The 25,272-nt window shown below is 43.4% G+C and carries 21 protein-coding genes; 5 read left to right on the top strand and 16 right to left on the bottom strand.

Annotated features, from left to right (window positions below; all coding sequences use genetic code 11):
- Positions 1–117 precede the first annotated feature (117 nt).
- The 6 genes from M4S28_RS21440 to M4S28_RS21415 form a co-directional block, all read right to left on the bottom strand.
- Positions 118–5,043, bottom strand: coding sequence for an ATP-binding protein (locus tag M4S28_RS21440; protein ID WP_249632796.1), 4,926 nt, complete (start codon positions 5,041–5,043; stop codon positions 118–120).
- Complete coding sequence (locus M4S28_RS21435; RefSeq protein ID WP_249632795.1) at positions 5,036–6,061, bottom strand: response regulator; 1,026 nt, start codon at positions 6,059–6,061, stop codon at positions 5,036–5,038. The genes M4S28_RS21440 and M4S28_RS21435 overlap by 8 nt, the downstream gene beginning before the upstream one ends.
- Positions 6,062–6,380: 319 nt before the next feature.
- Positions 6,381–7,145 carry an iron ABC transporter ATP-binding protein gene (locus tag M4S28_RS21430; protein WP_102444260.1) on the bottom strand — a complete coding sequence of 255 codons (765 nt, stop codon included), beginning with the start codon at positions 7,143–7,145 and terminating at the stop codon, positions 6,381–6,383.
- A 12-nt stretch (positions 7,146–7,157) separates the two neighbouring features.
- A complete protein-coding gene (locus M4S28_RS21425; protein ID WP_017077496.1) occupies positions 7,158–8,108 on the bottom strand; it encodes an iron chelate uptake ABC transporter family permease subunit in 951 nt (316 codons plus the stop codon).
- The gene (locus M4S28_RS21420; RefSeq protein ID WP_249632794.1) at positions 8,101–9,054 is read right to left on the bottom strand and encodes an ABC transporter permease; all 954 of its coding nucleotides are present in this window, start codon (positions 9,052–9,054) and stop codon (positions 8,101–8,103) included. Before M4S28_RS21420 ends, M4S28_RS21425 begins: the two co-directional genes overlap by 8 nt.
- 100 nt (positions 9,055–9,154) lie before the next feature.
- A complete protein-coding gene (locus M4S28_RS21415; protein ID WP_004731599.1) occupies positions 9,155–10,087 on the bottom strand; it encodes a siderophore ABC transporter substrate-binding protein in 933 nt (310 codons plus the stop codon).
- Positions 10,088–11,037: 950 nt separating this feature from the next.
- Here M4S28_RS21415 and M4S28_RS21410 point away from each other — a divergent pair.
- Positions 11,038–11,247, top strand: coding sequence for a hypothetical protein (locus tag M4S28_RS21410; protein ID WP_004731601.1), 210 nt, complete (start codon positions 11,038–11,040; stop codon positions 11,245–11,247).
- Positions 11,248–11,478: 231 nt separating this feature from the next.
- On the opposite strand, the gene M4S28_RS21405 is transcribed toward M4S28_RS21410, so the two are convergent.
- Complete coding sequence (locus tag M4S28_RS21405) at positions 11,479–12,072, bottom strand: hypothetical protein (protein WP_108099566.1); 594 nt, start codon at positions 12,070–12,072, stop codon at positions 11,479–11,481.
- Positions 12,073–12,338: 266 nt separating this feature from the next.
- On the opposite strand from M4S28_RS21405, the gene M4S28_RS21400 reads away from it, so the two are divergent.
- Both M4S28_RS21400 and M4S28_RS21395 read left to right on the top strand, forming a co-directional pair.
- On the top strand, positions 12,339–12,500 hold the full coding sequence (locus M4S28_RS21400) for a hypothetical protein (RefSeq protein ID WP_249632793.1): 162 nt from the start codon (positions 12,339–12,341) through the stop codon (positions 12,498–12,500).
- A 259-nt stretch (positions 12,501–12,759) separates the two neighbouring features.
- The gene (locus M4S28_RS21395) at positions 12,760–13,299 is read left to right on the top strand and encodes a DUF3332 domain-containing protein (RefSeq protein WP_249632792.1); all 540 of its coding nucleotides are present in this window, start codon (positions 12,760–12,762) and stop codon (positions 13,297–13,299) included.
- A 145-nt stretch (positions 13,300–13,444) separates the two neighbouring features.
- Here the strand turns inward: M4S28_RS21395 and M4S28_RS21390 are convergent, their stop codons facing one another.
- The 4 genes from M4S28_RS21390 to M4S28_RS21375 are packed head-to-tail and all read right to left on the bottom strand — an operon-like array spanning position 13,445 to position 17,358.
- On the bottom strand, positions 13,445–14,104 hold the full coding sequence (locus M4S28_RS21390; protein WP_004731606.1) for a potassium channel family protein: 660 nt from the start codon (positions 14,102–14,104) through the stop codon (positions 13,445–13,447).
- The gene (locus M4S28_RS21385; protein WP_004731609.1) at positions 14,105–15,205 is read right to left on the bottom strand and encodes an AI-2E family transporter; all 1,101 of its coding nucleotides are present in this window, start codon (positions 15,203–15,205) and stop codon (positions 14,105–14,107) included.
- Positions 15,206–15,227: 22 nt separating this feature from the next.
- The gene (locus tag M4S28_RS21380) at positions 15,228–16,247 is read right to left on the bottom strand and encodes a DUF2955 domain-containing protein (RefSeq protein WP_017081999.1); all 1,020 of its coding nucleotides are present in this window, start codon (positions 16,245–16,247) and stop codon (positions 15,228–15,230) included.
- Positions 16,237–17,358: an HlyD family secretion protein gene (locus M4S28_RS21375; protein ID WP_249632791.1), complete on the bottom strand. Its 1,122-nt coding sequence runs from the start codon at positions 17,356–17,358 to the stop codon at positions 16,237–16,239. The genes M4S28_RS21380 and M4S28_RS21375 overlap by 11 nt, the downstream gene beginning before the upstream one ends.
- A gap of 159 nt (positions 17,359–17,517) precedes the next feature.
- Here M4S28_RS21375 and M4S28_RS21370 point away from each other — a divergent pair, with 159 nt between their 5' ends.
- On the top strand, positions 17,518–18,513 hold the full coding sequence (locus M4S28_RS21370) for an AraC family transcriptional regulator (RefSeq protein WP_249632790.1): 996 nt from the start codon (positions 17,518–17,520) through the stop codon (positions 18,511–18,513).
- 37 nt (positions 18,514–18,550) lie between these two features.
- On the opposite strand, the gene M4S28_RS21365 is transcribed toward M4S28_RS21370, so the two are convergent.
- The gene (locus M4S28_RS21365) at positions 18,551–19,612 is read right to left on the bottom strand and encodes a sensor domain-containing diguanylate cyclase (protein WP_102447541.1); all 1,062 of its coding nucleotides are present in this window, start codon (positions 19,610–19,612) and stop codon (positions 18,551–18,553) included.
- 118 nt (positions 19,613–19,730) lie between these two features.
- Positions 19,731–20,735: a Solitary outer membrane autotransporter beta-barrel domain gene (locus M4S28_RS21360; RefSeq protein ID WP_102562523.1), complete on the bottom strand. Its 1,005-nt coding sequence runs from the start codon at positions 20,733–20,735 to the stop codon at positions 19,731–19,733.
- A gap of 343 nt (positions 20,736–21,078) precedes the next feature.
- Between M4S28_RS21360 and M4S28_RS21355 the strand changes: the two genes are divergently transcribed.
- On the top strand, positions 21,079–21,546 hold the full coding sequence (locus tag M4S28_RS21355; RefSeq protein WP_004731619.1) for a hypothetical protein: 468 nt from the start codon (positions 21,079–21,081) through the stop codon (positions 21,544–21,546).
- Positions 21,547–21,642: 96 nt separating this feature from the next.
- On the opposite strand, the gene M4S28_RS21350 is transcribed toward M4S28_RS21355, so the two are convergent.
- The 3 genes from M4S28_RS21350 to M4S28_RS21340 all read right to left on the bottom strand — a co-directional run bounded on the left by M4S28_RS21350 (position 21,643) and on the right by M4S28_RS21340 (position 25,078).
- Positions 21,643–22,842, bottom strand: coding sequence for a carbohydrate porin (locus tag M4S28_RS21350; protein WP_249633753.1), 1,200 nt, complete (start codon positions 22,840–22,842; stop codon positions 21,643–21,645).
- Between the two features lie 115 nt (positions 22,843–22,957).
- Positions 22,958–23,617, bottom strand: coding sequence for a DUF3299 domain-containing protein (locus M4S28_RS21345; RefSeq protein ID WP_249632789.1), 660 nt, complete (start codon positions 23,615–23,617; stop codon positions 22,958–22,960).
- A gap of 81 nt (positions 23,618–23,698) precedes the next feature.
- Complete coding sequence (locus tag M4S28_RS21340; RefSeq protein WP_249632788.1) at positions 23,699–25,078, bottom strand: metal-dependent hydrolase family protein; 1,380 nt, start codon at positions 25,076–25,078, stop codon at positions 23,699–23,701.
- Positions 25,079–25,272: the final 194 nt, after the last annotated feature.

Raw genomic sequence — 25,272 nt, 5'->3', positions numbered from 1 at the left:
GATTAAATTTAAAGCCTTTAACCCAAAAGGTTAAAGGCTTTAATACTGAAGTACTTGTTATTCAGACAGTAATAGCAATAAGAAAGCAACTGTTATATGCCGACGAAGCAAAGCGGCTTATTCCAAGGTGTTGAGAACCTCACACGCTCGCTCGAAGTCATAATTATCTAACGCGCTTTGTACATCGTTAAGCGCAACAGAGTTTGGATACTCTGTAAGTAACTCGGCCACGTATTGCGTTGCATCGTTATCATAAGCTTCCAGCAGCGAGAGCAGCTTAACCCTTTGATCTTCTTTGACCACGGTTCCCATCGCACTCGTTTCACTCATGTATTCTACTTGTGGCTTCACAATCTGGCTTTCCGTTGCTGCAATAAGCTCAACTAACCTCGCCTCACCTTCTATGAGGGCTTGCTCATCACACAAACGATTGCGAGCTTTATATTCTAACTCCCCCATCAAATAAGCAAACCGGAGGCCGCCAATCGACGCTGCCATGCTTTTCAAAGTATGCAGGTTTCTTTCAAGCGTAATCCAATCGTCTTGTGCCAAATTATCAAACGCATCAACCATCATGTTTGGGGCACTGCTATGGAACTTCCCAATCAGTTTGTTTTGAAGTTCCGCATCATGATGAGTGAGCTGTTCAAATCGTTGCTGAGAAAACACACTGATCACATTAATGCTGTTAGGTTGACTTGTTAGGTCTTCGAGTTGTTCTGTCTGCCCATCTAACGACGCTACCTTCCCTTCTATCATAACCTCTGGCACGATGTACTTGATAAGCAAAGAGGTCGCTTTATCAATGATTATTGGTTTATCTAAAAAATCCGTTACCCCTGCGTCTCTTGCTCTCTGTTTCGCATCAGCAAACACATTGGCCGACATCGCAATAATTGGTACATCTTTATTAAACTCACGAATCAAACGTGTAGCTTCGAAACCATCCATGATCGGCATTTGCAGATCCATAAAGATCATCTCGTATTCATTGCTTTGAGCTAACTCCAGTGCCTCTTTTCCATTCTCTGCCAAGTCGGCGTTCAGATTAGAGCGGGTGAAGAATGCCAAAGCTAAGTCTTGATTTAACTCATTATCTTCGACGAGCAATACCCTTTGACCTTTGAACTCTATCTGGTAATCCAGTTGCAGCTCTTGGGCTTTAAACTCTGCCAATTCTTCAACACTTGATCTTGGCAATGTTAGAACAAAAGAGAACTCACTGCCTTGGCCTAAAACACTCTCAACGCTAATTTGGCCACCCATCGCATGAACCAATTTCTGGCTAATGTTGAGTCCTAATCCTGTGCCACCGAACCTACGTGTAGTTGTGCTATCTGCTTGGCTAAATGCTTCAAACAGCTTGTGTCGATTCTCATCAGAAACTCCTATGCCAGTATCGGCCACCATCACCTTCATAGTCAGGCTGTCGTCGTCTGATTCAACAAGAGCTACGGTTAACGAGACACTGCCTGTTTCCGTAAACTTAATCGCGTTACCAACAAGGTTGAGTATCACTTGGAACAGTCTAAGTGGGTCACCACGCAGAGGAGTGTCTAACTCAGGGTCAATCGACATCGACAAGTTGAGTTGCTTTTCAGCCGCTTTGGACTCCATAAGGTCAATCACATCTTGGAAGGTTGCTAACGAATTGAATGGGATACTATCGATAAACAACTGCCCTGCTTCAATTTTAGAAAAATCGAGAATGTCGTTAATGATGCTTAATAGTGAATGCCCAGAGCGATGCACTTTTTCGACGTAGTTTTTCGCAACCGGATTCGCTATTTCTCCGATAGCGAGATAAGACAGGCCAATAATCGCATTCATTGGCGTTCTAATTTCGTGGCTCATGTTAGCCAAGAATTCAGACTTCGCTTGGCTTGCGAGATCGGCTCTCTGTTTCTCTTCTTCAAGTTGCTCGTTAAGACGCTTCATTTCAGAAATATCGAACGCCCAAAACAGCGTGGCTATCTCACCATCTAGCTCAAACAAATAGTAACTGACTAGAGCGACAAACCGTGTTCCATCAGACCTTCTCAGCACTAACTCTTTGTTGACGACTTTTCCATTGAGTTTAAGCTCTCTATGTAATTCATCACGAGCAGATAAAGAATCATGAATGGCAGCCACGTCAATTGAAGAAAGTTCCTTGTCTTCCACCCCAAACAGGCGTTTTGCAGTGTCATTGGCATAACGAACCTGCTCCTCAAACACCACTGCTGCGGCAATCGGGGAGCTATTGAGCATGTTGTAGAGCTGATCCTGAGCCTTCTTAAGTGCTTCTGTCGCATCATTGGCAATACTTATCTGCTTGGCGAGTTTTCGATTCCAGAAAACGATAAGTAGAACGATCACCAAAGCAAAGCCTGAAATGGTATAAACCAATTCATAATCGACTCTTTCTATCGCTTTTGGCGCTGCCCACTTCGCCGATATCTTTTGGTGTTCTTCAGCAGAAATACTCTCAATCGCCTTATTCACAATGGAATAAAGCAAAGGTTCAGACTTGATGACATGTAAGGTGGGTGAAAGGAAAAAATCGAGTCGTCCAATAATTCCGATCTCACGGTGACCAAATGAGTCAATGAGGTAGTTGAGAACGTCGACAGTATCAATCATGCCATCTAAGGTTTTATCATCCAATCGGTTGAGCCCATCAGCCGTGGACTCTACCTCCACCCATTCAACGTTCGGATATTTTTCGATAATCGCGTCGGTGTTTGCCGCGTTATTCAAGATACCGATTTTCCAACCCTCAGCTTCCTCAAGTACCAAACTGCTTACGTCTCGTCTCGATGCAATAGCCAAACGGCTTGAAAACAGGCTTTTGACTGCTTTGACGTTATCTCCTAACGAACTATTTTCTTGAGCTGCAGAGACCAGTTCCACTTCATGATGATCAACCAAGCTTCGGGTCTCAGACCAATTCTCCACGTCAACATGATGAATACTTAGCCCTGTTTTTTGTTCAATCAGCGTTAGGTAATCGTCAATCATCCCGATGTATTCACCTGTATTGGATACCGCCTCATAAGGTAACGAGTTCGGATCGATACCTATCCGTACATCCGGATTACCTTTGATCCACTTCCTCTCTTTTTGACTTAGGTTTAAGATCTCTCCAATCAAATTATTGGTTTGGTAAACATCGGCGATATAGCGTTTCGCCGCATCACCGAAAGAACTGAACTGTTCGACGGCTGGAAAATAAATATGGTTCCGCTCTAACGACTTAACATCAAAGTAGAAAGTCATCGAACCAGAGTTCGTGCTTCCTCCTTTGGTTCGATAATTCGCAACCTTGGTGACCGACGAAAAGTGAGAGGTGTTTTTCTTGTCTCCATATTCATCAACTAGGTTGCCGATGTACCAAGATTTGATCGGGCGATTATTGTTATCCGCTTGCGCGGTGATCACCTGAAACGAGCTATCAGTATCGAAAATTTCAAAAACTTCCGTCAACTCATCAAAGCGGTCATTTACGATAAAATACGCGGATATTTGCGCGATAATATTCGCTTTTTTAAGAACTTGGCTTAAATCATTCTGAACTTGCATCTCGATAATTTGACTTAAGCCATCATCGGTCTGTTTAAGCTTTTTAATCGCGGCATTAAAGCTGTCTCTGATTTCTTCACTCTTAAAGTCAACATAGGTCGGATACACGACTTTATAATCGTCGTGTAACGTTAGCTCTGCCATTTCGATAAAACGAGTATTGGTGATAAACCACTTCAGCACTCTTCGTTCAACCATTAACAGGTCAACATTTTGAGCCCTAAGCTGTGAGAATGCCGATTCAAGACTTTCATAGTCTTCTATCCGATCGATGGCTAACTGCCCCTTCAGTACTTCAACAGAATTTTTAATTGGGGAAGTCTCGTCGAACAGTAATGCCCCTAGTGACAAACCTTTCTGTGACTGGAGTTTGAGCTTGCGTCGAGTCAGTGAAACAGGAACAAAGTCAACATTGATAACACTATCACTTAAAAAGTGTGCATTGGGATCATCAAACTGAACACCAGAAACAAAAGCAATGGAGTTGTTGTTATCGATGGCCTTTCTAGCGGCACTGGGAGGAAGAGTGACAACGTCACCTAACTTATATCCCATATCATTAAAAGCACGCTGAATAATGTCGTGTTCTAGCCCGACCGCGGTGCTGTCTGGATACATATACGGAGGGTTACCAAAACCAAACACACCCTTCAACGGCACTCGATAGGGAGAACTATCTAACCACTTCGATAGAATCTGGTTCTTGTTCTCAACATCGAAGGTTTCAATTTGTCTGTTGATCAGCGTCAGCAGTTCTGGTTCATCGATGCGAATCACCATTGATGCTTCTAACCTTTTCCAATGCTCCAAAACATAATTGACTGCGAGATCATGCACGCCAATTTTTTTCGCAAGATCCATAGTGGTGATAGGCTCACCGACTATACCTTCAACATCGCCTGTCCCTAACGCACGTAATGCATCAATAACGTTATCGAAATCCACTCGCTCAATAGCGCTCAATTGGACGCCAGCTCGCTCCAAGTCGATATTTTCATTAACCATCGCGATACGGCGCTTTTGAGTTTGGTCGATGTTGGTATCTATTTTGTTGTCTATGGGAACAATCACTGCGACCTGATAAGGAAGGTAAGGATCACTCGCAAGAAAACGGCCACCTTCACTGGGGTCAAATTGTTGAAAAGGGAACACATCACCTCGCCCTTCTAACAAAGCGTCTTTAGCCTTAATACGTGAGTCCACGCTGATAAATCGAGTATGAACACCAAATCGATTTTCAAGATCTAATGTCCAGTCTTTAATGATCCCAGAAACCTTTCCGTCATCATCGATAAATGAGTAAGGGTAATGATCAGAAAGCGCGATGAAGGTTATGGTCGGTGGGTTTTCTAACCACTGATTTAACTCCGCATCGGTCACTTCAGCTGCGTTCACACTGCGAATGATCAGTGCCCACAGCAATAAGCCAATGACAAGAGATACAACAAAGCGATTTAGTGACAACATTAAGCCATCACTCATCTTTAAACTGCTCTTTAATCTCTAGAATATGAGGTAAGTTTTCGAACAAGAGTTCTACAATTTTAGGGTCAAAGTGTTTACCTTTCTGTTCTTCAAACAAGCTCAGTGCCTCATCGACACTCCACGCTTTTTTGTACGGTCTCTCTGCTGTGAGAGCATCAAACACATCAGCAACCGCGGCAATACGCCCTACCAAAGGAATTTCTTCTCGCGCGATCTGGTTTGGGTAACCACTGCCATCCCATTTTTCATGATGATACTGCGCTACCTGAATCGCCATACGCATCAGTTTGGAGTCACTCTGCCTGCCGAGGATTTCAACACCATATTCGACATGCTTCTGCATGATGGTCCACTCGTCGGCGTCCAATTTACCCGGCTTGAGTAACACGCTATCGGGAATACCAATCTTGCCAATATCATGCATCGGAGCCGCGTCACGCAGAGTTTCAGCGTCTTCGTCTGTCATGCCTAATGCCTTGGCTAAAATTTCGCAATAATGGCTCATACGCATCACGTGCATACCCGTTTCATTATCTTTGAATTCAGCCGCCCTACCCAATATGTTCAGCGTCTCTAGCTTACCTAGATTGATCTCTTGGGTTTTCTCTTTTACCTGACTAAACAACGCGCGTTGTTGGTCATAAAGTGCGATATGCGTTTTCACACGCTGGAGTGCGATTGCAGGGGTTATCGGCTTGGTTAGGTAATCGACAGCCCCCAAGGAGAGCCCTTTTACTTCAGCTTCAGGTCCAATTTTGGCAGTCACGAAGATAATGGGAATATGCGCGGTATTGGGCTGTTCTTTGAGCTGTCTGCAAACTTCATAACCATCAATATCAGGCATCATGATATCGAGGAGGATGAGATCTGGCTGAGGTACCATCTTGGCTATCTTGATGCCAATGGTACCGTTAATTGCGACTTTGACTTGATAGGTATCTTTAAGTATTGCGGTCAACACATCCAAATTGCTTGGGGTGTCATCCACGACTAACACTATGGGTTTACGACTCATTGATACCTCGTATAAAAATCAAACAGTTATAACCATAGTGTAGAACGATTTTTAGAGGTTAATCAGAAAAAATAGCAATTGTTTTTTGAAAGTGAAGAGTAGATCTTCGAGTGACATCAAACCAACGCTTATCGAAGTATGACCAGTCAATATTACGTCGATTAAGTCATTATAATACAAAGGAAATTATACAGATTACTTTTGAAGCCAGACCTTTTATTAACAAAATACAAACTGGCAAAAACAAAAAGAGCTCCTCACTCGGGAGCTCTTTTCACTTAAGTCATTAGAGAATCAAATAGCCTAGCGAACCAGCAACCTAACGACCAGAATAATACATACAGATTCGAACGCCATCGAACTCACGAATCTCAAATGGGATCTCGTAGATCGATTCCATCACTGATTTTTCAACCACTTCCGAAACCTTACCCGACTTAACCACTTGGCCCTTCTTCATCGCCACAATGTTATCTGAGTAACAAGAAGCAAAGTTGATGTCGTGAATCACGATCACCACCGCTTTATTAAACTCATGCGCTAAGCGACGCAGCGTCTGCATGATTTCAACCGAGTGTTTAATATCTAGGTTATTCAGAGGCTCATCTAAGAACACGTAATCTGTATCTTGCGCCACAACCATCGCGATAAACGCCATTTGACGCTGACCGCCACTCAATTCATCAAGGTATTTGTTTTGAATGTCGGTAATGCCAAGGTGCTCTAGCGCTGTATCGACGATCTTATGATCTTCGTCTTTCAAGCGACCCTGTGAATGCGGAAAACGACCAAAACAGACCAACTCACGAATCGTAAATCGCATATTGATGTTGTTTGATTGTCTTAACACGGCAAGGTGCTTGGCTAGCTCTTTGGTATCCCATTCAGCCAGTAACTTATCGCCAATGACTACTTCACCTGCGTCACTGTCTGTTAAGCGACTCGCCATAGAAAGCAGCGTACTTTTACCCGCACCATTTGGGCCAATGATAGAAGTCACTTCGCCTTTCGGGAACATAGCACTGGCATCATCAACCACGAGTGACTTGCCATACTTCTTACTTAAACCTGTTAATTTAATCACAACTTACTACCTTTACTGAATTCTGGTGCGTAACAACAAGAACATAAAATACAAACCGCCGACCAAGTTAATGATCACACTCACAGTGGTTTCAAACGCCATCACTTTTTCGATAAACCATTGGCCAGAAACCAATAAAACGATCGCTAACAAGCTGCTTGCGATGATAAGCACACGATGCTGATAAGATCGGAATATCTGGCGAGCTAAGCTCACGGTGATCAAGCCAAAGAACAGCACAGGGCCAACCAGAGCCGTAGACACCGCGACCATCACAGACACAATCACTAAGGTAATCTGAGTCAATCGCTTGGTGTTCACACCCAGGCTTGTCGCGTTATCAACACCAAGCCAAAGTACATCAAGCTTAGGCGCCAGCAACCACAGGCCAAGCAAGCTCAAACCCAGTGGAATAAGACTGAGGTAAACCAGTTCGCCTTTTACGTTATTGAAGCTTGCGAACATAACATTCTGCAGCACCGCAAATTCATTGGGATCAATCAACATCGCAAGGAAGTTCGCTAAGCTCGAGAATACGCTGCCACACACGATGCCTATTAAAAGCAGTGTGAAAACGTTATTTCGCTTGCTCTTAAAGTAGAAATGGAACAGAGCAAACGAGAACAAGATCATCACAGTTACAGACATCGAAAAGTTTGCGATTGAATCAATCACCCAGAAGCTAGCACTGCCAAACACAAACAGAAGTACCGTTTGAACCAGCATATACAAGCTATCAAAGCCCAAGATGGATGGGGTTAGAATTCGATTATTAGTAATGGTTTGGAACACCAATGACGATGCAGAAATCGCCACCGCTGCCAACACAATTGACAGTAGTTTAGGTAGCCGCAGAGACAAGAAGAACTCATAGTTATCCCACGTAAGTCCCTGCCCCACAAATACTGCCGCCATACACAAAGACGCGATGGCCAGAATCGCAATTTTTACTGAATCACGCATTCGACTTGTCTCTCATGATTAGGTAGATAAAAATCAAGCCACCAAAGATGCTGATTACCATCGAGATTGGTATCTCATAAGGGAAGATGACGATTCGAGCTAACAAGTCACAAACCAATACCAAGATCACGCCCCAATAGGCTGTCCAAGGCAGAATCTTCTTCATGTTATCGCCCATCATCAACGACACGATATTCGGCACGATAAGGCCAAGAAATGGGATAACACCGACGATCATCACTACAGAAGAGGCACAGATAGCGACCAATGCAACACCAATGAAGACGATCTTCTGGTAATTCAAGCCGATGTTTTTCGCAAAGCTCTCGCCAATACTCGCCGCACTGAACTGACTCGCGAAGTAGTAAGCCAACACACAAGCAGGCACTGCGAGGTAAAGAATTTCATAGCTGCCTTGCAACACACTCGCAAAGTTCGCCATTGTCCATGCCGACAAGGTTTGTACTAAGTCGTACTTATAAGCAATAAAGGTTGTTAGAGACGAAACAACGTTGCCATACATAATGCCAATCAAAGGCACCAACACCGCATTCTTGAACTTCAGGTGTTGTAGAAAACGGACCAATAGCATGGTGCCAAACACTGCAAACGCGAAGATAAAGCCTAAGTAGCTCCATTGCGCTGCATTGCCCAGAACCAGAATACCGACTATGTACCCAAGCATGGCGCAGTCAATGGTGCCCATAGTCGAAGGCGCGGCAAACTTGTTCTGCACGATCTGTTGCATGATCAAGCCAGCGACACTCAAGCCCGCACCGGCAAGCACAATCGCGAACAGTCGAGGGATTCGACTAACAACATAAATAGAGTTGGCGTGTTGGTTGCCATTGAAGAAGTCGCTAAAGCTGATCTCAGCGACTCCAATCATCAATGACGCAACGCATAACACAACAAGAAATACAGCAGCTGCAATGGGTTTCAACATAGAAATAATACTAAAGGTAGGTCTCGGGTAGCCCGTATAAAAAAGTGAAAAAGGGCTTATAAGAACGCTCTTATAAGCCCGAATATCTGATGATTAGTAACTATTGAATCGTACGCTCAATATCACCTAACATTCGGTGAATCGCTGTCACGCCACCACCCGCCAAATACCAAGCACTTGAATCAAGGTAAACGATGTTGCCTTGCTGCGCTGCAGGTGTCGCCGCAACTAATGGGTTATCAAACAGCTGTTGTGCGCGACCTTCTGATTTGCCAATCGCTTTTTCGCGGTCAAGAACGTAAAGCACTTCAGGTTTTGCGTCAGCAATGTATTCGAACGAGATTAGGTTGCCGTGAGTCCCCTTAATTGGAGCCACTGTCGCACTCTTTGACTCCTCGAAACCAAAATCATCAAAAATGATCGAGAAGCGGCTGCCCTTATTGAACATCGCAATGTTGTTGCCGTTGTTCATCAGCATCATTGCTGACGTTTCGTCAGACGCGACTTTGTCGTTTACCGCAGTGATCGACGCTTGAGTCTCTTTGATGATCGCTTCTACTTCAGCTTGCTTACCAAAGATGTCACCTAGCGCGCGCCAGTTTTGCTGAGCATCAGCCCAATATTTATCACCTTCAATAGAGAACATGACCGTTGGAGCGATTTGTGCCAGCTTGTCGTAAACCTTAAGCATGCGGTTTTCCGCGATAATGATGTCAGGCTTCAACATGTAGATAGCTTCAAAATCAGGTTCACTCAATGATCCTGTATTTGCAGTCGTTTCTTTGTACGAAGCTAGGTAATCGGGCAGCAAGCTATGAGGCGCACCAACTGGCTGTACACCAATTTGATCAAGCACATCCAAGCTACCAAAGCCAAGTACCACAACGCGCTGTGGTACTTCAGTAAACTGCGCCGTGCCCTTTACGTGTTCAATGGTCACGGTTTTCGCTTGAGCGGTCATCAGTAAAGATGATGCAAGAACGATGGCAAGCCCGCTTAACAACTGGCGAACTGAATTGATTGTTTTCTTCATGTTTCTTCCTTTGCCATTGATACTAACCACCACTCATGACAATGAAAGTCACATTACTCATAGGCGAGTATGGGGCGTACACAACGGCTAAATAACGATAATTTAAAGTCTGTCATTGCTTTGATAACAAACTCGTAACGCAAGTGAGAACTATTATCAATTATATTTGCATTAAACTGGCGACACAACAACTTTATTATTCAGAAATGTAAAAGTGAGTATTCATATTTTGCGTAGTCAGGAGAGATACTAGGGATCAGAAATAACAAAAAGACGCGAAGAGGAAAATGATCATCAATCTGAAGAATAAACTGATGGGGAAAAGTGCTCGAAAACCCTGAAATCACAACGCTAAACTCCAGAATCACAACGCTCAACCTCAGAGTTACGAATTGAAATTTACAATGTAAAGATTATATATAACAGAGGCTTAATCATCACTAAATTAGCTGAACAAATAAAACCACTAATGACAAAGAACACAAAGCGGTGCAAAGCCAAACATCGGTCAGGTATCATGGTGAATTATCGGTCCTTCGCTCATTTAACTCTCAACAAGCGACGGCAAATCATTCAAAAATATTTTTAAATTTAATTAAAAATAGAGTTGCAATTCAAAAAACTAGGCGTATAGTGCGCCACTTGGCTCTAATCTATAGAGCTGTTAATGCTAAAGTAAGTCCAAGTTCCTCAAAGACAGTTCTCGATTTCCTCGTTACACCATCTCTGCGTCAGCTTTCACCTAGATAGTCATTCAATAGCTTTTAAATTCGACCCTCACTACCGATCTATCGTCATTCGCTCTTTTGTTAGCGAAGTCAAAATAGATCGATCACTTAAATATAAATGTAATAAACACAAGGCACAGTTATGTCACGCAGAACAACACGACAAACCCATTGGTACCAACTATCACGCGACAAATCAGTCAATAAACTAAAAGGTAATAAATGCTCAAGATTAAAATAGACTTACACAAAGAAGAAATTTCATGGGTCACAGAGATTCGACAGCTCAATAGCGATATACTCCACCGCCACATATTGCCCAAGCTACAACATCACAGTTATCTCATCGATTTTGAATTTAATGAACGAGAAAGCATCGGAACTATTGTTTCAGGCAACGGAAACACCCTAGGACATTTCACACTCCTATAGCATTTCCCAAAGGCTACAAAAAGAAACACCGTTTAGTCCCAAAGATGTAAAAGATGTCACCCTCAATTCGCTCTAGCAGAACAAAATAGAGTAGAAGTAAAACAGATCAGAAACCTAGCCCTTTTTGCATTTCACACGCGGCTAACGCTAGCTAGGTTATCGTACTTCTATTGAAACCAACTTATATCAAACTCTGAATCACCAATGAGTCATTATCAGTGCATTCATGGACTAATAAGTTAACGGCATCGACCTTAACTTCTGATCAAGAGTATATAAGTGTTCTGCAGCTTGCATGTGTTGAGGGTAATCACTGAATTTCTCACGATTCTCCTCATTCATCTTACATGTCTCATCCACCAGCATTAATTTCCAATACAGCTTTGTTGTATGCAGCATAGCCAGTAAAGGTTTGAATACCTCTTTTTCATAAGCTTGAATCAATTCTTCAATCAACTCATCACGTTCATCTTCACTTGCGATTGAACCATTGGTTGCCGACAACACTTTTTGATACTTCAGGTTTTGTTGCAGCTTATCCATAACCGTTTGGTTTTCTTCCGCTAGCTCAACAAGTTTCGACTTAATGATATTTACCCAATTGGCTTGGCTCAGTACCGCGTCATCAACACTGGTAAAGTCTTCTCGTATCTGTCGCTCCACGTCTTTTTGAGCTTTCTTTAAAACGGCTCGCACCTTTTGAAATGGCAGCTGATATTCCTTACTTAGATCGATAATCAGCTTATGAAAACCACCATTTGGAAGGTGTAAGTTTTCCTTAAACGTCGCCATTGCAGCTTCTTGCTGATCGGTAAGGTGAGTCATTCTGTTTCCTATTCTTTATCACTTATGGTGCTGAGCCTGCGATCATACCACTATATAACCTCGTTTTTTCGGTAACTTGATAGGTTACATCTAGGTACGTACTTAATTTCTCTCAACACGTTATATTTTGGTTGTTTTTCACACTACTTGGCATTAAATGGTAAGTTTCTATCGATGAATATTCGTACATTAGTCGCACAGGGTATATCGCCAGACAGGAGTCATTACTTACATATGAAAGACAACCGCGAGAAATGAGAAACCATATGACCTATTCAGAATACAAAGAATCCGATCTGCATAAGTGCGTTAGCGTTGGTGCAGAAGCAACGGTATCAATCGCCAAGTTTACCGTTAAAGCCACTACCCTTTTATTTCGATTTTTCCGCTGGTTTGTCGTATCGGCCTATTCATATGTGATGAAGTAATTCTGTATTGGAGTCGTTGTTTTCATTACGACTTATCCAAATACTCAAAAGCGCGCCCTATTAGGTCGCGCTTTTTTTATGCTCCGATTTTTGTAGCCAGCTTTTCTATGTCCGTTTTTCTAGATCTAGCTTGTGATGCTTAAAGTACATAACCAATTTTCTATCGTCAGTGGCGTTAAATGGTAAAACTCTGAATCGAATAAAAACCATACTACACCTGTTCCAACAAAACAGACTTCTAACTTATACAGGTACTAAAATGAAAAAGATTGCACTTAAAATTGTAGGACTAACGGTTTTGGCTTCTGCGCTAACTGGTTGTATCGGCAGCAACGCCGTAACAGGGAAAGTGATGAAATTTAACGTTGAAGTTGTCGATAACCGCTATGCTCGTGCAGGTGTAAACTTCTTATTAGCGCCTGTGTACGGTATTACAACCGCAGCCGACTATGTCGTATTCAACTCACTTGAATTTTGGACAGGTAAAAACCCAATCAGTGGCTCGCCACACGTATTTGATACAAAAACAGATACACACTTCGAAGTGAACGACGACCTAGGCCCAAGCCTGAAAGAAGCCCCTGTAGGGCCAATTTCAAACAATCGCACCATTGAAACGGGTGAGATGATTAAGATTGACGAAAACACGGTTCAAATGGACATCGTCTATACCTCTGGTGAAACGGCAACTCTGACAGGTATCAAAGAGGGTCAAAACGTTAGCTATTACATGGATGGTCAGCTTGTGTCACAAACGACCATCGCTGAATTAGAGAAGATACAAGGCACTGAAGCTTAAGGTTTGTAGCTCACACTAAGGCATAAGATTCGTAGCCCATAGGGAGTTCAACCTCAAAGCTAGGTTTGACTTTAAAAAGCGTAAAACAGAACAAGCCCGGCAATTGCCGGGCTTGTTTGTATATGATCTATTATTTGTATCCGCTCTATTGGGATTGAGACTGTGTAAGCCGAATACTCACCAAACTTGCCACCATTATGGCCAAGTAAAAACTGCCGATAATGGATTCCATAAACACGAAGAACTGAGCAATAGGTAATGCCGGTGATATGTCACCATAACCAACCGTAGTCAACGTGATAAAGCTAAAGTACATCGCATTAAACAAATTGGTTAGCCAGATTTGCTCTTCTAACCCATTAAAGGCGTTGGGAAATATTTCTAAAATCAACAAGTAGATGGTCGACCAAGCGAACCCCAACAACAAGTAAATACAGATCGAGCCGATAATGTGATTGGGCGTCACCGTTTTGGCTTTCATCACCTGTTTCAACGCCGAGTAAATGTGTGAAAACAAGAACACAGCCAACGCTGATAGCGTCACTATCGACAGGTTATAGCCTTCCAAAAACGAAAACACACCAGACACTAGCGCCGTAATCAATAACAGCCCATACCAAGAGCGATACAAGGCTCGCTCTTTATGGATACCAACAATTGAACTCGCTAGCGTAATGATGATGAGAAATAGTATTGTTTTCTGGCCTTGCGGATAAAACTGCTGCATCACCGCGCAACCAAAAAACAACACCAACAGTGCATAGAATAAGAAGTAGAAGTTGTCGTCTTTAGAGACTGGCTTCATCTATTTTTCCTCTGCCTCTGCTGGTTTTTTCTCAGTTTCTTGTTGGTTTTTCTCTTCAAGCCCAAGCCACGCCATCATCAGCTCATAGCTTAAACTCAGTATCACAGCACCAACAAACAGACCGACGATTCCTGACATCGCCATTCCGCCCAACGCACCAAGCAAAATCACCAACATTGGAATGTGAGACCCTCGGCTCAGTAGTACTGGCTTCAAGATAGCGTCACTGCCGCTCACCAAAATACACCACACTAAGAACAAGCTCGCCGCCAGTGTCGATTCAACACTGAACATGTAAATAATGGCAGGTAACAAAGCAAGAATCGGCGGCAACTGAATAATAGCGACCAGTAACACCGCTAGCGCCCACAATGCCGCGGCTGGAACACCCGCGATAACCAAACCAATTGCCGACATGATAGATTGAATCACAGCAACACCAATCACACCTTGCACAACGCTGCGCACAGTCGATTTAGATAACTGCACGAGCTCTACGCCTTTGCCATCCGTTAAACGAACCACTAAGTGAGTCACACCGGTTTGACATTTATCGGCGTTACTCATGAACGCACCTGCAATGATGGTTGAGATAATAAATTGGACAAAACCACCGCCCAATGAGCCTAAGATCGATGCCATTTTAGAAGCAAATACCTTAAGTTCGTCTGCATACGTGATAAACACGCCCTCTATATTCGAAGAAGCATGGACCAAGGCGGCATAAACTCTTTCGCCAACTAATGGGATATCTTGCAAGGACTCTTTGGGTTTCGGCAGAGACAAGGTTCCGTCCTGTAGCCCTGTCATTAGGTCCGAAGCACTGGTGTAAATACCGGAAGAGAGCGCAACTAAAGGAATGAGCAGTAACAGTACTCCGATAAAGCTCAGTAATGCGCTGGCTTTTCCTTTCGACATTCCCGTCTTATTTGAAATGGCGACAGCAACTGGATAGAGCGCAGTCGCAATGATCGCCCCCCAAATAACCAATAGAATAAATGGGCGCAAAATCGAGAAACACCAATACACGAGCATGGCAATTGCTGCGATCTTGATGGCAGCGTCTATCGCCTGTTTTGAAAAATCATCGGTTAACTTCATGAGACGTCCTTGTAAGACATAATTAAGGCTGATTTTGTAAGAACTTCCAATTCCGAGTTTCTAGGAATAAAGAAGCCAAAATCATATATATACCAATTAACACTAATTGGAATATGCGTATAAGAGTGTTGCTATCGATGTCGCCTGAGCTCATCAAGGTGCTACCGACAAGTACTAACAACGTACTAAATGCAGTGGCGAAAATCGGCGCTTTTTCGGGAACCGTGTAGATCTTCTTGGCGATCACAATAGCGACCAAGCCTATGAATAAAGAGTAGAAGATAATATTAGGAACAATCGAAAGGATTGAAAAAGCCGCTATCGCGAGCAATCCCCCGATACCGTTACTTATCACTAGAAAAGCACTCAACTTTATCGACTTCTCTGACGTAATCATCAACGATAACAGCGCAATGAACATCATTGTCAATAAAGCTTCAGATATTTGAAAGATAAAGAAAAAACATACCACTGGATAGGAGATAATCATCGCCCTAAAGGCTGCATACCAACGCTGTTTCTTTTCGAGTGGCGCAGCAGCGAAGCCTGAGAACTCCGATTTAGGCTCAGGGAAAAATACATGCACTAACGCAAAGATCATCACTGAAACCACCCCAGAAGTTGCTAAGCCAGATGCCAGCATTACCGAAACGCCAGGGTTATCAATCGCCATGAATGGCAACATCAAGACCGCAATCAACAATATGGTGGCGAAAAGGTTCCATTTAGGGTCGACAAACAAGTAGTAACCCCACAGCATCATTAACCCCACCAAAATCAGCAATGGAATTGGGTAATGGGTAATTCCTCGCGACAGCAATAAACCTAACCCCATCGTCACCACAACGGCCAAGAGCAATTCGTAGACCGTTTCCTTATGGAGGTTTGATTTATCAATTAAGAACTTAGCAGTGAACACTGGCGCCACAAACGCAAGTGGCCAGTTTATCCACGCCGCCAAGAAAACAGCCAACGTGACCCCGACAGTAAATCGCAGGATACGTTGCTGTGTTTGTTGGTCAGGAATCGGCTTATCGGACATAAGACAATACGCTAATCAGACGAATCCATACTTTGCCTATCGCGTTGAACACAAAGTTATCGCCGCTATAAACAATCACATCCGCTTGGCCACCCACTCGGAGCATGCCTGTCACTTCTTCATTATCAAATTCAATGGTGATAGGAAGCATCTGTGTTTGGCGCAACCAACCCGTTTGTTGGCTAGCTTGCGCAAGCTTACCTGCTTGATCATTTTGCCCCCAATCAACACCCCAATCGATGCTACTTACGCGCCCTTTTACCACTTTGCCCGGTGCGAAATCCAATGCCACTTCAACTTCATCACCGACCGTTACATTACCTAGGCTGTTCTCTCGATAATAAGCTTCAATCCAAATATCTTCGGTTGAAACAAAGGTCATGATTGCTTGCCCTGCCGATGCATAAAACCCTTCAGACAGGCTAAAGTTAGAAACACCACCTTGTGTCGGCGCGGTAATCACGGTGCGCTCTAGGTTCAATTGAGCTTGTTCAAGTGCCAGCAACGCCGCTTTCACTTGACTGTTTTCTTGTCCCTCTTTACCCATTTGTTGCTTCGCACCTTCAAGATCAGCCTCTGCATTCACAACAGCTGCTCGAGAAGTCGCTAATGCTGCTCGCGCTTTATCTGCATCTGATTTAGAAACCACACCTTTGTCGGCCATCTCTAAAACACGCTTGGCTTGCAGTTTGGTGTTTTGTCTTTCAACAATCGCTGAAGTGAGTTTCGCTTGAGCTGAAGCAATGCTCGCGGTTTGAGCTCCGACATTTTGGCCTGCAATCTCTAAATTTTGCTCGGCTTGTTGTACTGCAATTTTGTAATCAGACTCATCTAAAATGGCTAACTTGTCGCCTTGATTAACCAGTTGGTTAGGTTGAACCAGTATATCGAGAACTTTTCCCGACACCTCTGGCTTGATTGGAACGATATAACCTTTTACACGAGCATTATCAGTAATAGGGATGATTCGGTCTGAAATGACACTGAAGATCAACATGAATGCAACAAACAACAATAGGTAGTTTGTGACCTTTCTTACTCTGTCTTTTCCATTTTCTTGCTGGCCAACTTCTTCATTGGCTTCTTGCTTATTCCCTTTGACTTCTGACATGGGACTCCCTTCTAGATAACTAACATCAACAAAATTAATACTTTAAAAATAAACCCAGCGATGGAAAACTCAAGTAAATAGGGTTAGATTTAGTAAACAAAACGTTGCAAATGATATGCACGTCTAATAATGCAACAATATATACAGGATTGTATTCTCATGACCTCTAGTCACTACCAAGTCCCGGTAATTCAAACGAACTACGCCAAGATTCTGGTTCAGGTATTTTCTGACTATGGTCTTGATTTACATCTGTTGCTTAAAGATTCCGGTTTACCACCCGACCTTATCGAATCAGAAAGTGATTTTGTGCCATCGGAATCCATTAAGCGTTTGATTTATCTTACATCGGCACAACTCGGCGTATCTCGGTTCACCGATATTCTTGGACTCGCATTTCGACGTCGAATCATCCCAAATGTCTTGCATCAATTTACCGAATTCGAAACCATTGGTGATGCACTAAAACAGATCAATTCAATCTTTGCCTATGATTCACCAGGCAGCAAAGTCGAGTTTATTCAAGAACACGGTCAGAGCTGGTTTTGCCGTACTGCCCCCGAAGACAATTCCCCTATGTTTCAATGGGGAGAAGCTTTTGCGATTACATATATCATTGAATTAATAACCATTTTATCCCAATCGCCATGGTTACCTAATAAAGTGCGTCTGCAAGGACATGACATCGATGTCGTCAAAACACTGGTGCCAAGTAGCTGCCAACTGTTTGTTGATCAATCGTCGACAGCTGTACTTATTCCTGAAGAAATATTACAACTCCCAATTCGCCTAACCTCTAAAGAACTCAGTGCTAAACCGACACTGATTGAGTGGCATACCAGCTTTACCGATAGCGTTTACGAGCTTCTAAAGCCGTACATGAAAGAACAAGATCTCTCTCTTGAAGAAGCCGCTGAGCTACTCAACTTTTCGGTGCGAACGTTCCAACGCAAACTCAAGAACGAAAACACCACTTATCGAAAAATCAAAGAGAACCTGATGTTTTCAGTAGTTTGCGAACTGATGGAAGAGGGTCACACGCTGACCTACATTTCTAGCCAGCTCGGTTACACCAACATCTCGCATTTTTCTCGTGCATTTAAGCGTGTGTCTGGTCTTACGCCGAAGATTTACCAACGCTCAATCTCGGCTTAGATACCACTCTCACCGATTAGCTAAGTGTGACCAACTCTTAGCCAAGGGCAATAGGTGTCGCGCAGCCTGGGCTAGAGCTACACACTCTATTTCGTCCGTTACCTTTAGCGCGGTAAAGTGCCTTATCTGCACTGCGATAGGTCGCTTCGGCTTGTGCCTGTATTTCAGACACACCACTGCTCACAGTCAGGTTCAATGTTGTTCCTTTGGCAATCACTTCTTTCAATCGATACATCGCCTCAAACGCTTCTGCCAAGTTAGTTTCTGGCATTAAGATAGCGAACTCCTCGCCGCCGACTCGCGCGACGATGTCGGTGTCTCGACTGTTATTTCTCAACAGTTCAGCGACCTCTTTCAACGCTGAATCACCTTGGTCATGACCATGATTATCATTAATGGCCTTGAAATGATCTAAATCGATCAACGCCAAACAAGAGTGCGTGTAACCATAACGCTCCGCTAAGTTTGAATAATGATTAAGATCTTTATCAAAACGGCGGCGGTTCCAGCACCCTGTGAGAGAATCTGTGTCCACCAACATTCTTAATCGACGTTCTAATACTTTGCGTCGACTAATATCGGTAAAGGTCACCACATATTTATTATTGTGCGACAGTATTTCAGCTAACTTTTCGACAACCACATTCACAGTAAAATGTTCACCAAGTCGACTGACTCCACTCAACTCACCCTTCCATCTCTGGTTTTCCTTGAGTGAGCGAGTAATGGTCGATATTAAACTGCTGTTATTCATAAAACAGAGATCAGAAATCGGGCGAGACTCGACTTGATTAAAGGCATAACCTGAAACTCTAGAGAATTGTTGATTAACTTGTATTACCCTCAATTGACTATCGAGGATGATAAAACCAGCGACGCCATCAATGATCGCTTCAGACAAGCTATTCTTGCTTTGAGCCATTTCATGTCGATATAGGCGTGCAGTAATGAGGGTGCTGAGCAAAAACAACGCGCACACAGAAAAAGCCATGACTGCCGAAGAAGCCATACTCAATAACCACAAGCTAACTGCCATATTAAGGGCAAGTGTAGACACCACGTATAGCGGCATTTTTCTGTCAAAACTTAACTTATTCATAGTCTGCTCTAGTGATGGGCGAATGACTATGATGGCTAAGTTTCCACTAAGATATTTACCATTTTACGACACATACAAATTCAAATTATATGAGTACAATTAAGATCAACAACTTATGCTAATTATTGAGTAAGAATAGCAAGCTACCGCCACTGAGTGAGCTGCCATAATTGAAGTTAATTCCAATCCCGAAGTTGTCAAAAAAGTAAGAATCGTAAGGCACATCAAATACTAATCCGGCCCCGAATTCATAGTAATAGTGCGTATCTAAAGGAGCCGTCAAATCACCCGCGACATCGATTCTTGTTAAGTTATAGTGGATTTGAGGGTTATTAAGCGACCAAGCATCGAGCGCTACATTTTGCCTAAACTCTAGTTCATTAATGAATCGCATCCCTTCTGGGTTACCGATATCGCCATCGTTCGCTTCGCCCCAGCCTGTTCCATAAAAGTAACGAACTCTTGAAGACACATTCCAGCTGCCCCACTCCTTTGGTTGCAAGTATTGAAGTTTGACTGAAGGTTCTGCAACAAGCGCCCATGCTGATGTATTCAACGCGTAACCGTCTAGCTGAGATTGAAATGCTTGAGAGTAGCTGTTGTTGTATTCGTATTTATTGCGGTAATAGAGCAAGTGAGTGCCTAAGCCATAGGCGATAGACCAATGTTGGTTTAAATGGTTTTGCCCTCCGAAAAAGCCATACAGGCCCAATACCGAGTCTTCATTTGGGTTAACACGACGGTCAGGAGTCACATCTGATGAGATCTCAATATCCTGTTCAGAAAGCGCATAAGACCCTCGTACGGACCAAATAAGGTCAAAGTCAGGGTCATCCGTTTTAATCACGGAAGAGTAAGGGATGGAGCCCACACTCACTTGGCTTCGAGTATCGATGGTTTTATCTGAGCCAAAACCACTGTCGTTTAAATTGATAAACGAATTAGGATCAAAATCCACAAAGCCAATTGAAATGGCATCGCTGTCAGTCAGCGCAATTGACACAGAAAATATCTTCTCTAAGCGGTTCTGAATCAATTCATTGGATGCATAGGCCGTGGAAGAACTGAGGCCCATTAAGAGCAGAATAATAGAACGGGGATAGTGCGATAGGGGTGAAAGCATTAAGTTGACTCCATTCAAACTTATGCTTCAAGTGTAATTGGTAACTTAACTAATTCAATCAGAGAGTTAACGGTGTGGTTGATACTGCTCTCAGTTCCAACTGCAAGAGCGTTGCTAAATCGATGGCTCTCCAAAGTTCTTCTACGTCTTGGATTCTAAAATGAATAATCATATGCGCCTCTGTCTAAATTGGAGTCTTATCTTGGATCATTCTTAAAACCCTTACTTACCATAATGCGCCAAACTGACTTTAAGACTTGTTTCGCATATAAAACAATAAGCGTTTGAAAATTATAGGATTAACTCCTAAGTTTTTTATAACCCTTTACTCAGGAAGAAGTAGATGAGCAATATAGAAAAAGTATATGGATTTAATACGCCCCAACGACTCTTTGTCGGATACACGCTTGCGGTACTCGTCGATTTAACCGTTCTTAATTTTTTTGATGAATACTGGGACTTCGTCAATATCGAGTCTTTCACCATCTCATTTGCAGCTGCGATTCTGCTACAACTCCTGCTCAAACTGTCTATTGGCTTAGAACATAAGCTCGCAGATTACTTCAAGTCTAAACCCGGCACTGCGCCTAAGATTTATCGTGGTTTATCCAGTTACGTCATCTTAGTAGGTTCTAAGTTTGTAATGCTGGAAGCCATCAATATCTTGTTTGGCGACAAGGTAGACTTTACAGGCCCATGGAATGGTGTGGTGGCGTTCTTCGCTGTGGTATTCACTATTTTGGTCGCAGAGATTATCGTTTCAAAGATCTACTTCGCACTCGATGACACGCCCAAAGCCGAAAAAGCATAGCCGCTTTTGATACAGACCTAAGACAAAAAAAGTGAGCCAAACAGGCTCACTTTTTACATCTATTCTTTACGTTTCAGCGATTAACAAACAGAGAAGTTAGATAAAGACTCTCGCTCTAACACCAAACACCCAAGCGCTACTTTCATTGGAGAACGCAGGATCTTTAATGTATTGAATATCAGGTGTCACTTGGATGAAATCGTTGAGTTGCATGTTGTAGTAAATTTCAGCCGTCCATTGCTCTGTATTACCACTTATTGCTTTCGCATCAGCTGCAAAAGAATCACCATTCACTTCTGCCCAATTAAGTGCCACGCCTAAATTGTTGGTTGGTTTTCCTAATCCAAAGTAACCCATACCAACAGAAATCGATTTATCGTAAAGGGCAACGTCCCCTTCAGAGAAACCACCACGTACAAACGGCATAACTTGATCATTCATGAACTGACTCCATGAGAAGTTAACGCCCGAGCCACCTTCCGCAGCAAGGCTATTACTGTGGCGAGTATCGTCACCAAAGTCCCAGAACGTCACATGGAAGTTATCGGTATAAATCAGTTCTTGTGAAGCCGTCCAACCTAATTCAAGTGTTGTAAAGTAAGACGCATCACTACCAAAAGCGCTATCAAAGCCATCAAAAATATCATCTGACTGACCATTTGCATCAGCGATACCACCGACCACATAAAAGTTTTCGCCTAGCATATGACCGGCAGAAAGGGCCAATACACCGTCATCCGGTAAGCCCATCGCACCTGAGCCTGTCGAGAATGCCAAGTTAGTAAAGCCAGACCACGGGCTTGCTAGAGCGTAAACATCCGCATAGTTCGTTACATCCTGCCAACCGACGACAATGGTGCCTTTGCCATCATTGATTTTTTGCTTCCAGTTTAAGTCCGTAACACGAAACCCTTGGTCACTGTATGCAGGGCCAATTGCACCAACATAGCCGAGTGGGCCGAATGAATAGTCTTTTGGCGCAGTATCACCATAGGCATGCCTATGTTCCACCTTCCAAACTAAGCTACCTGAGTTCTGTGTGTCCTTTCCTAATAGATGCCATGAACCGTATAATCGTGCCACACCCGACGATGCATCAACGCTATCGCCGCCAACCCCACCCCCAGAGGTCAGCCCCAAAGCAAAGTAATCTGCACCAAATGTAAAACCATCTTCAGCTAATGACTCCCTCCAAGATTTCTTTTGTGCTTTCTGCTCTGCAATTGTATTTTCAACAGAATCTGGGCCTTCAAAGTTAGCGCCGTAAACAACGCCGCTCATTGTGCTCGCTGCCATCACAATTGCCATACTTACTTTAGAGAATCTTGAGTTCATCATGTCACCAGTGCTTTTTAAGTTAGTTTTATTTTATTCATTACTCACATTGAAAATTGTCATTTGATGACAACCATTAATTTTCTTTTTCATAATAGTCTTCGATCATCGAAGCTTTCATTTCATAACCCATGGTGAGGTTACTTTTGCCATCGACTAGGAAGACCTCTTCAGTCACTTTGTTGGAGCTAAAGTCACCTTCTACCCACACTGGATACTGAACGTTCTGTACCTGAAAGCCTTCAGGGAAAGACACGCGCACAATCTGGTTTGCAGGTGGTGGCGGCATGTGGATACACGCACCCGCCACAGGCACTAACAGAAACTCTGTTGCTGTCATTCCCTCAGAGAACTCCAGTGGAACGATGAAACCGGGAACTCGTACTTTCTTGCCATCAAACTCTGTCGTGATAGCTTCGGCGTTTGCTTTCATGGTTTGCATGTATTCGTCACGCAGTGCGATCATTTCGTCTGCGTCCACGCCCTGCTCTTTTAGCGTTTGTTTGAATAATAGAACCTGTTGTTGAGCTTGCTCTTCCTCTGATGCACTCATTGCTATCACACCTTGTAATAGACGCATTTGTTGATCGGTGAGATCCGGCATTTCTACTTTCATTTCGTGAGACTCTGAGTTCAGATCTTGCCACTCAAGATTCATCGCAGTTTCAGAAAAAGTAGGAAAAGCAACGGTCGTCAGTGATACCAATGACAGGATAAGAGAAAGCATTTTTTGCATAAGGAACACCTTGAAGAGAGGTGACCTACCCAGATAGGTCACCCATTAAAGCTTAATTTCTAACTGAGTTGTCGAACTGAACTACAGCGTGTTTTTGTAGACTCTGCCGTCTTTCATGATGACTTTAATGGTGTCGATTTCGGGGCTGCGCGGCTCTGCATCAAACCATTTTTCGTTTGCCCCAATTACTGACAAGTCTTCAAGTGGGTTGCCTTCAACAATAATGATATCGGCGTATGCGCCCGCTTCAATCACGCCTAACTTACCCTCTGGGTATGGGTCCATCACGCCAGATAACTTAACGATCTCACCGTTTACCGATGTCATGCCTTTCAAAGTGAAGAAGTTGCCTAACTCTTTACCCGCAAGGAAGATCGTGTGGTCGGTTTGTTTGATACAAGAAACCACGTCACCGACACAGTCTGTGTGGAAACCCCATTTAGGTTGGTACTTGTTGACGTTCGATATGTAGTCTTTGAATGCTTTGGTTGCCGACTCCGCTTTACGCTTAGAGGCAGGGTTCGAGTTGATCGCTTCGATCTGCGTCAGGTAAGGTGAAAACGCGGTCATGTTAGTTGTGATGTAAGCGTCTTTATCTTCCATCTTGTCAGCGATATCGCCATCGAACATGAAACCGTGTTCGATTGTTTTAACACCCGCATCCAAGTTACGCATGATCGCTTTTTTACTGTAGGCGTGCGACATCACGTAAGAGCCATACGCATCAGCAATTTCCACGGCAGCTTCAATTTCTTCCGCAGACATCGCATTCAGCTGCCAAGGGTCAAATGTTGAAGCCACACCACCCGAAGACATGATCTTAATTTGCGTATTGCCTTGCTTGAAGTTTTGACGAGCAGCGGCTTTGATTTCTGTAATACCATCGGCATTAAAGCTCACGCTATTTCGAGCCATACTGGTTGATGAACCAAAGAAGTGTTGGTTAGCCGTGGTTAGGTTACTGAAATCGGCATGCGAACCCGTCGGGCCAATAAATGCGCCTGATGTGTAGAGTCGAGGGCCCGGCAACATGCCAGAATCGATTGTTTTACGTAAGCCAGTATTCAAGCCACCAGCATCACGCCACGTGGTGAAACCTGATTGAAACGCAGCGTTCGCGTTCACTGTTGCTCGAGCAGCCAGTTCTTCAATCGTACGGTTGTTTTCGTGGTCACTTAGATTACCGCCATTCAGCAACAAGTGACCATGGCCTTCGATTAAACCCGGCATTAGCGTTTTGCCTTCGCCGTCGATCACTACAGCGTCACCAGCCTCTATCGGGCTCGCAGAGATTTGTTTGATAAGATTGTCTTCGACTAATACATGATGGTCTTCGTACAATTTGTTTTCAGTACCATTGAACACATCGACGTTAGTAAATAGCGTTGATGCGGCATTTGCAGAAAGAGCAAATGAACACGAAAGAGCAACAACAGAGAGTTTTAAGCCTGCATTTTTCATTTATACACCTTGATTCCGTTTATGAGTGGAGCCCACTTCCCATAACGATTCCGTAACTACTAATGAGTGTCATGAGGTTTCAAAGGTGTTTTTGTCAGCCGCGAAACTCGCTAAAAAAAACAACTCATCCACATTCAATAACTTAGTAGTGATATTGCCAGTATTCAAGGTCGATAAATGGCCATTTGGTGACA

It is taken from the genome of Vibrio sp. J383, assembly GCF_023503985.1.
Taxonomy (GTDB): domain Bacteria; phylum Pseudomonadota; class Gammaproteobacteria; order Enterobacterales; family Vibrionaceae; genus Vibrio; species Vibrio splendidus.
Note: the sequence above shows the minus strand (reverse complement) of the source record. Positions and strands in the feature narration are given on the sequence as shown.